Raw genomic sequence first — 7,527 nt, forward strand, 5'->3', positions numbered from 1 at the left:
AGGCCGGGGAAGCGGAGCCGACCCGCCGGGCGCATCTCGCGTACGTCACCGAACTCGCTGAGACCGCGGAGCCGCATCTGCGCCGCGCCGAGCAGTTGGAATGGCTCGCCCTGGTCGAGGCGGAGCCGGCCCGCCGCGCGCATCTCGCGTACTTCACCGAGCTGGCCGAGACCGCGGAGCCGCATCTGCGCCGCGCCGAGCAGCTGGAGTGGCTCGCCAGGCTCGAGGCCGAACACGACAATATCGCGGCCGCCCTGCGCGGCGCGCTCGCCGACGACGACGCGGCGGGAGCGTTGCGGCTCGCGGCGGCCGCGGGCTGGTACTGGTGGCTCGGCGGGCGCCGAACGGAAGGCCTCGAACTGATCATCGCGGCCACCAAGACCCCCGGCCAGGTGAGCGATGACGTTCGGGCCATGGTGTACGCGCTGGTGGTGCAGTTCTTGGGCTCCGGGCGGGGCGACGAACGCCAGGTCGCGGAGTGGATCCACCAGGCGTATCGGTTCAGCCAGCGCAGTCAGCGCCACAACCCGCTGCTGGGGCTGGTTGCCCCGCTGGAACGCATGTTGCAGGCGCCGGACGCCTCCTCATCCGCGTTCGAGCCGTTGCTGGACTCCGAGGACCCCTGGGTAGGCGCCCTGGCCCGGTGGCAGCTCGGCAAGATGCGGATCGTGATCGGCCAGGGCGGCCCGGAAGCCGAGGTGTATTTGGAGATGGCGCTCGCCGAGTTCCGTACGCTCGGCGAACGCTTCGGGATCTCGCTGGCTCTGTCCGAGCTGGGGGGCTTTCTCGCCATGCGCGGCGAGCTCGCCGGTGCCTGCGAGCTTTACGAACAGGCGATCGCGGTCGTCACCGAAGTCGGTGCCATCGACGATGTCAGCCGGATGCGGTCGCGACAGGCACAGCTGTACTGGCTGTTGGGCGACAAGGACTCCAGCGCCGCTGCCATAGGCGAGGCGCAACGCTGCGCGGAACGGGTCACCTGGCCCGGTACGCTGGCGACACTGGCCCTCTCGAAGGCGGAACTCGCTCGTTGGAGCGGCGACGCCGAGGAGGCATACCAGCAGCTCGGCGCCGCGACAGCCATGCTGGGCGACGAAGCGGAGCGAGCGAACATCCGCGCGGTAACCCATGACCTGCTCGGCTATCTCGCCGACGATCTCGGCGAGGCCCGTAAGTACCGCGTAGCGGCTTGCCAGGCGGCGGCCGAGGCGGGGCACGCACCCCTGATCGCGCAGGTACTCGTCGGGGTCGCGGACCTGGCACTACGCTGCGACCAGTACGAGCAGGCCGTGCGGCTGCTCGCGGCAAGCGACGGCGTGCGCGGACTGCCGGATCGTTCCCACCCGGATGTCGCACGGATCGAGCAGTCCGCGCGGAGCCGCCTCGGCGACACGCGGTTCGCGGAGGCGGCTCGGGAAGGCGCGCGGAGGAGCTGGAATCAACTGGTCGCGGTCACGCTCGCTTCTTGAACGTGGAACGCGCCCACAGGTAGCCGACGAGAGCGATCCCGACGCACCAGGCGATGGCGGCGATCGCGTCGCTGGAGGACGGTGCGCCGTTGAGCAGCCCGCGCATGGTTTCGATGATCGGAGTGAAGGGCTGGTACTCCGCGAACTGCCGGACGCCCGGCCCCATCTTCTCCGCCGGTACGATCGCGCTACTGAAGAACGGCAGCATGACCAGAGGCACGGCGGCCAGACCCGCCGTTTCCGGAGACTTCGCCGCCAGTCCCAGGGCGACCGTGAGCCAGCCGGCCGCGAAACCGAGCAGCACGACGATGCCGACCACGCCGAGCCAATCGAGGAAACTCGCCGACGGGCTGAATCCCAGCAGGAAGGCCACCCCGATGATCGCCCCGATGGCGACCAGATTGGTCAGCAGACTGGCGACGACGTGACCGGTCAGCACCGCACCACGGGAGACGTCCATGACCTTGAACCGGTTGATGATGCCCTTCGTCATGTCGGAGTTCACCGACGTCGCGGTGGCCCCCAGCCCGTAACAGACGGCCAGCAGCATCAGTCCCGGCGTCGCGTAGTCGACGTAGTCGACACCGACGTCGAAAGCGTCTCCGAGCATGTACACGAACATCAACATGACCACGACCGGCATCAGGACCGCGTTGAACACCGTGGTCGGATTCCGGGCGATGTGTTTGAAGTTGCGACGCAACATCACCATCGAATGGGACTTGGTGCTCATTTCGCGGCCATCTCCGTGGTGTGGCCCGTCAGGGCGAGGAAAACGTCGTCGAGGTCGGGTGTGTGCACGGAGAACTCCTCCGCACTGAGTGAGTACTCGTCGAGCCTGTCCAGCAGAGCCCGCAGCGATTTCGTCCCGCCATCGCTGGGAACCCGCAGGGTCAGTGCCTCGTCGTCCCGCGTGGAGTCGGGGAAGAGACGCGCGGCCGCGTCGAGTTGGGAGACGGTGGTGAACCGGAGCCGGACGTGCGTCCCGGGGATCTGGCGTTTGAGGTCGTCGGCGGTGCCCTGGGCGACCAGGTGGCCCTGATCGAGCACCGCGATCCGGTCGGCGAGCTGATCGGCTTCCTCGAGGTACTGGGTGGTCAGGAAAACGGTCACACCATCGGCCACCAGGTCACGGATGATCGACCACATCGTGCGACGGCTGCGCGGGTCCAGTCCCGTCGTCGGCTCGTCCAGGAAGATGATCCGTGGGTTTCCGACGAGCGTCATCGCCAGGTCCAGTTTCCGGCGCATACCCCCGGAGTAGGTCGACGCGGGCTTCCGCGCCGACTCCACCAGATCGAACCGTTCCAGCAGCTCTGTGACGATTCGCCTGCCGTTGCCGGAGGACGCCCGGTTCAGGTCCACCATCAGCTGCAGGTTCTCCTGCCCCGTCAGCAGCTCGTCCACCGCCGCGAACTGACCGGTGACACCGATCGCCGCGCGCACCGCCTTGGCGCTGGTCGCGACATCATGGCCGGCAACGCGTACCGTCCCACCGTCGGCCTTCACCAACGTGGTCAGCACGTTCACCGTCGTGGTCTTACCCGCCCCATTCGGACCGAGCAGGGAAAAAACCGTGCCCGCACGAACATCCAGATCGATGCCGTCGAGCACAATCTTGTCCCCATATGCCTTCCGCAGCCCTGAAACCGCAATCGCCGAACTTTTCATGCGACCAGCATCGGCACGGCCCCTGTCACACTCCTGACACGCCTCTGACACGACCACCGCCACGGCGTTCTACCCCGTTGCGCCAGGCCAGAACACTGCGCGGGCTACTGACGACTGCCTGTCGCAAAAATCCGCCGCTCCCTGTCGAACAGCTCGACCGGGACGACTCTCCTCTTCCGTCGGCTCTACCTCGCCGTTGACCGCGTCGCCGACCACGAACCATGGCCGGCGACGCCCCTGACCCAGCGACCAATCTCCGGGCATGGGTCGGTGTCAGCGCCGTGTCAGTCGTATGTCTGGTCCGTCGGCGATTGTGGTCGCGACAACCGCCACGAAAGGAAATCCGATGAGCCGAACGGTTCCCATTCCGCACGGCCTCCCCATGGAGCGCGATGCGGGCCCCTTCGACCCGCCCCGCCAGATCGCCCGGCTGCGCGAAACTCGCCCTGTCAGTCCCATGGTCTTCCCCGACGGTCACGAGGGCTGGCTCGTCACCGGCTACGACGCGGTCCGCCGGCTCATGGCCGACACCCGGTTCAGCTCCCGCCAGGACATCGGCGTTCTCCACATGCCGTATGAGACCCCCGGCATGCCCGCCGCTGCCGAACCGTCCCCGCAGCAGCCGGGCGTGTTCATCGCCATGGACCCGCCGGACCACACCCGGCTGCGGCGCATGCTCACCGGCGCCTTCACCGTGAAACGCATGAAGCAGCTCGAAGAGCACATCACCGACATCGCCGAGCGGCAACTGGACGAGCTGATGCGCCTGACCCCACCGGTCGATTTGGTCAAGAAGTTCGCGCTGCCGGTGCCCTCCCTGGTGATCTGCGAACTGCTCGGTGTCCCCTACTCGGACCGGGAGAACTTCCAGGTCAACTCCGCGAAGTTCCTGGAAAAGGACGTGTCGCTCGACGAGAAGATGGCCGCGTACGGCGCACTGACCACGTACCTTTCCGAACTGGTCACGCGCAGACGCGCCGCCCCGGGCGAAGACATACTGTCCGACCTGGCCGGCCGTGACGACCTCACCATCGAGGAGCTGACCGGCATCGCCTTCCTGCTGCTGCTCGCGGGCCACGAGACCACCGCCAACATGCTGGGACTGGGCACCTTCGCGCTCCTGGAACACCCCGAACAGCTGGCCGAACTACGCGCCAACCCGGACCTGATGCCCGGCGCCGTCGAGGAACTCATGCGCTACCTGTCCATTGCCGACATCTTCTTCCGCTACGCCACGGAGGACATCGAACTCGGCGGCGAAACCATCCCCAAGGGATCGACCGTCATCATCTCACTACTGGCGGCCAACCGCGATCCGAAGCGCTTCGACAACCCCGACACCCTGGACATCCACCGCAAGGCCCGCGGTCACCTGTCCTTCGGCCACGGCATCCACCAATGCCTCGGCCAGCAACTGGCCCGCATCGAGATGCGCGCCGGTTTCAGCGGCCTGCTGCGTCGCTTCCCGACCCTCAAGCTCGCCATCCCGACCAGCGAAGTGAAACTCAAGACCAACATGAACATCTACGGCGTCCACGAACTGCCGGTCACCTGGACGGAAACGGCCCGGTAAAACCGTCGGCCGAGCGCGTCACCCGACATGCCCTGAGCAACTCCAGCCCCAACGGGCACGACGCCTTCGGGGATTACAACCCGGAAAAAGCCCGATGAACAGCAAATACCCTCTCGCTCACGGTGTGAGCGAGAGGGCCACGCCGCGTACTGTACAAAACCACAGGCAAAGGGCGAAACCGAATTTCGGGCGGCGCTGACATGCCAGCATGAGAACCAGCCAGTACTGGCTGAGGGGCCGGAAGTGGGCATCAGGTCGACAGGTACTCGCGATCCGTGAGGAGACTGTCGGCCGATGAGCGAAATAGTCCCGAGACTTGGGGGTGCCGGGCAGACTGGCCTCATGCGAAATGTTCGCCGGGATGTGGTCGCTGTTGCGGGAGCGAAGGCACTGGTCTGGGTTGGGGGTCAACTGTACGACGTTGCGGCCGGTTGGCGGTCCGTTCCTCTGGACGGCTCATCGGGTTCACGGAGGTTCAGCGGTTACGGCGATCAGTTCGACGCCGCGATGGTGTCGCCCGCGGCGACGTTGTCGCGCTGACGGCGAGCACCGGCGCAAAGGGATTGCTCCTGGCGCCGGATGGCCGACTTGTCCGCGAGGTCAACCGCAGCTACTACCCTGTCAATCCACTTGAGACAGACAGGCTGCGGGCGCCAGCGGCATCCCGTCCTGATCAGGTTGACGGTTGGTCGGCACTGAGCTGGGACTTGCCTGGGTCGATCTGGACGGCTCGGTCATCGGACGTCCGGGATGGCTTGGTGGATTCGGTGGTTCTTCTGTCGCCTCGTTGGTGCTCGTCGAGTGGGCCCTACGTGGGTGGGGTCGGCTCGCCTGGTCGGGTCTGCTGGACGGCGTGGTGCAGTGCGGTGATGAAGGTGGTGGTCGCGGGTGGATCGGGCGGGTCGCCATAGCTGGCCAGGTAGACGTGCCGCCGGAAGTCGTGTAGGACGCTGGCCTCGATTCCGGGCGCGTGGTGGGTGCGCAGTGCCAGCCCTGGCATGGTGGTCACGCCCATGCCCGCGGCGACCAGTGCCTGCTGGACGATGATGTCGTCGCTGGTGTATGCGATGGGTGGGAGGAAGCCCGCCTTGTCGCAGGCCTCGAGGAACTCGCGGCGGCAGTTCTCGCAGCCCGCGATCCAGGCGGAGTCGCGGTTGCCTGCCAGTGTCTGGCCGGGTTCGAGGCTGAGCAGGTACATCGGGTCGTCGAACAGGTGCGTGGCGCGGATGTCGTCCGGTGTCGTGTCGTCGTAGCGGAAGACGACCGCGACGTCGACCTGCCCGGCCCGCAGCAGATCGAGTGCCACGCGCGGGTGGGCCTCGATCAGGTGCAGTTCGATGCCGGGGTGCTCGCGGCGCAGGGTGCCCGCGGCGTGCGGCACCAGCGCGGCGAGCGCCGACTGGAAACCGGCGACCCGGACGCGGCCGGTGCGCAGGCCCACCATCGCGGACAGTTCCGCGGCGGCGGTGTCGACCCGGCCGACGATCTCGGTGGCGCGGCGGGCCAGGTGCTCGCCCTCCGGGGTGAGCCGGATGCCCCGGCCGACCCGCTGGACGAGCCTGGCGCCGGTCTCGGCCTCCAGCCTGGCCAGATGATGGCTGACGGCGGGCTGGGAGTAGTTCAGGTGCTTGGCGGCCTTGGTGACCGAGCCCTGCGCGGCGATCGCCGCAAGAACCCGTAACCGCAGGATATCCAGCATGCATAAAGGATACGCATGAGTTAGCCCACGTATTGTCATTGGACGAATGAGTCGGTGCGCGGGAGGCTGATCGGGACAAACCCGCTCAGCGAGGACACGGCCATGACCCGCTCACTGACGACGCTCACCGATCTCGTCGCGGCCGTGCGCCAGGCGATCGACGTGCGGACCGGCTGGACGGACACTGCGCAACTGGTCGCCGACCAGCTTCGCGAGCACCTGCCCGGCCCCGGGATCCTGACGCCCGACCAGCGTCTCGGTCGGCCCGACCGGGTCGCGGGCCACCTGCTGCATGCCGAGCCCGACGGGGCGTTCTCCATCCTCGGCCTGGTCTGGCGTCCCGGGCAGACCACCCGGATCCACGACCACATCACCTGGTGCGTCGTGGGCGTGCTGTCGGGCATCGAGCACGAGGAACTGTTCGACGAAACGCTCAACCCCATGGGCACGCGGGACAACCCTCCCGGCGAGGTCAGCGGTTTCGCACCGCCCGGCGACATCCACCGCATCCGCAACGTCGGCGACGAGATCGCCATCAGCCTGCACATCTACGGCACCGACATCACCCGCGTCGGGTCCAGCGCCCGCCGCTACTACAACTGAGGAGCCCGAACCATGGACCAGCACGCCATCGACGAGGTACTGAACCGCCCACTCAGCCAGGAACTGCTGGCCCGTGACCTGGCCAGACTGGCCTTCACCGGGCTGGACGGCACCCCGCGCTCGATCCCGATCGGAATCGTCTGGAACGGCACGGAAATCGTCATGTGCACCGCGACGAACGCGCGGAAACTCCCGGCGTTGCGCCGCAATCCCGCGGTCGCGCTGACGATCGACACCGAGTCGCACCCGCCGAAGGTCCTGCTCATCCGCGGCCGGGCGGAGCTGGATGTCGTCGACGGCATCCCCGAGGAGTACTTCCAGTGGAACGGCACCTACCAGATGACGCCCGGGCAACGGGCCGAGTGGGAGGCATGGCCGTACATATTGCTGGACTCGACCGCCGAGACCGGGCGGCGTTGGTGCGCTGTTGTCAGCCAGTGCGGCTCGCGCGGCGCTCGGTGCGTATCTGGGCAACACGCTGTTCCAGGGCCTCGAACCACAGCCGCCCGGGC

6 protein-coding genes and 1 pseudogene are annotated in these 7,527 nt (G+C 67.3%); 4 read left to right on the plus strand and 3 right to left on the minus strand.

From position 1 onward, the window contains the following. A pseudogene (locus VJT49_RS13815) lies at window positions 1-1,469 on the plus strand (AfsR/SARP family transcriptional regulator); the annotation flags it as partial. Here VJT49_RS13815 and VJT49_RS13820 read toward each other — a convergent pair. Both VJT49_RS13820 and VJT49_RS13825 read right to left on the minus strand, forming a co-directional pair. Beyond that, window positions 1,453-2,202 carry an ABC transporter permease gene (locus VJT49_RS13820; RefSeq protein WP_324165193.1) on the minus strand — a complete coding sequence of 250 codons (750 nt, stop codon included), beginning with the start codon at window positions 2,200-2,202 and terminating at the stop codon, window positions 1,453-1,455. The pseudogene VJT49_RS13815 and the gene VJT49_RS13820 sit on opposite strands and share 17 nt — an antisense overlap. Further along, entirely contained in the window at window positions 2,199-3,140 is a 942-nt protein-coding gene (locus tag VJT49_RS13825; protein WP_324165194.1) for an ATP-binding cassette domain-containing protein, read from the minus strand. The genes VJT49_RS13820 and VJT49_RS13825 overlap by 4 nt, the downstream gene beginning before the upstream one ends. A gap of 346 nt (window positions 3,141-3,486) precedes the next feature. Between VJT49_RS13825 and VJT49_RS13830 the strand changes: the two genes are divergently transcribed. Next, complete coding sequence (locus VJT49_RS13830; RefSeq protein WP_324165195.1) at window positions 3,487-4,713, plus strand: cytochrome P450; 1,227 nt, start codon at window positions 3,487-3,489, stop codon at window positions 4,711-4,713. Between the two features lie 808 nt (window positions 4,714-5,521). Here the strand turns inward: VJT49_RS13830 and VJT49_RS13835 are convergent. Then, complete coding sequence (locus VJT49_RS13835) at window positions 5,522-6,412, minus strand: LysR family transcriptional regulator (RefSeq protein ID WP_324165196.1); 891 nt, start codon at window positions 6,410-6,412, stop codon at window positions 5,522-5,524. Window positions 6,413-6,514: 102 nt separating this feature from the next. Here VJT49_RS13835 and VJT49_RS13840 point away from each other — a divergent pair, with 102 nt between their 5' ends. Together VJT49_RS13840 and VJT49_RS13845 are read left to right on the plus strand one after the other, a co-directional pair. Further along, window positions 6,515-7,015, plus strand: a complete 501-nt coding sequence (locus tag VJT49_RS13840; protein ID WP_324165197.1) for a cysteine dioxygenase family protein — start codon at window positions 6,515-6,517, stop codon at window positions 7,013-7,015. 12 nt (window positions 7,016-7,027) lie between these two features. Beyond that, window positions 7,028-7,527 (plus strand): pyridoxamine 5'-phosphate oxidase family protein (locus tag VJT49_RS13845; protein WP_324165198.1); only part of this gene is annotated, 500 nt, incomplete at its 3' end.

It is taken from the genome of Amycolatopsis sp. (assembly GCF_035276945.1).
In the GTDB taxonomy this organism is placed as follows: Bacteria; Actinomycetota; Actinomycetes; order Mycobacteriales; family Pseudonocardiaceae; genus Amycolatopsis_E.

What these genes read in the sequence shown, in the direction of transcription:
- VJT49_RS13820 (WP_324165193.1), bottom strand. Translation starts at nt 2,202, where the DNA reads ATGAGCACCAAGTCCCATTCGATGGTGATGTTGCGTCGCAACTTCAAA.
- VJT49_RS13825 (WP_324165194.1), bottom strand. Translation starts at nt 3,140, where the DNA reads ATGAAAAGTTCGGCGATTGCGGTTTCAGGGCTGCGGAAGGCATATGGG.
- VJT49_RS13830 (WP_324165195.1), top strand. Translation starts at nt 3,487, where the DNA reads ATGAGCCGAACGGTTCCCATTCCGCACGGCCTCCCCATGGAGCGCGAT.
- VJT49_RS13835 (WP_324165196.1), bottom strand. Translation starts at nt 6,412, where the DNA reads ATGCTGGATATCCTGCGGTTACGGGTTCTTGCGGCGATCGCCGCGCAG.
- VJT49_RS13840 (WP_324165197.1), top strand. Translation starts at nt 6,515, where the DNA reads ATGACCCGCTCACTGACGACGCTCACCGATCTCGTCGCGGCCGTGCGC.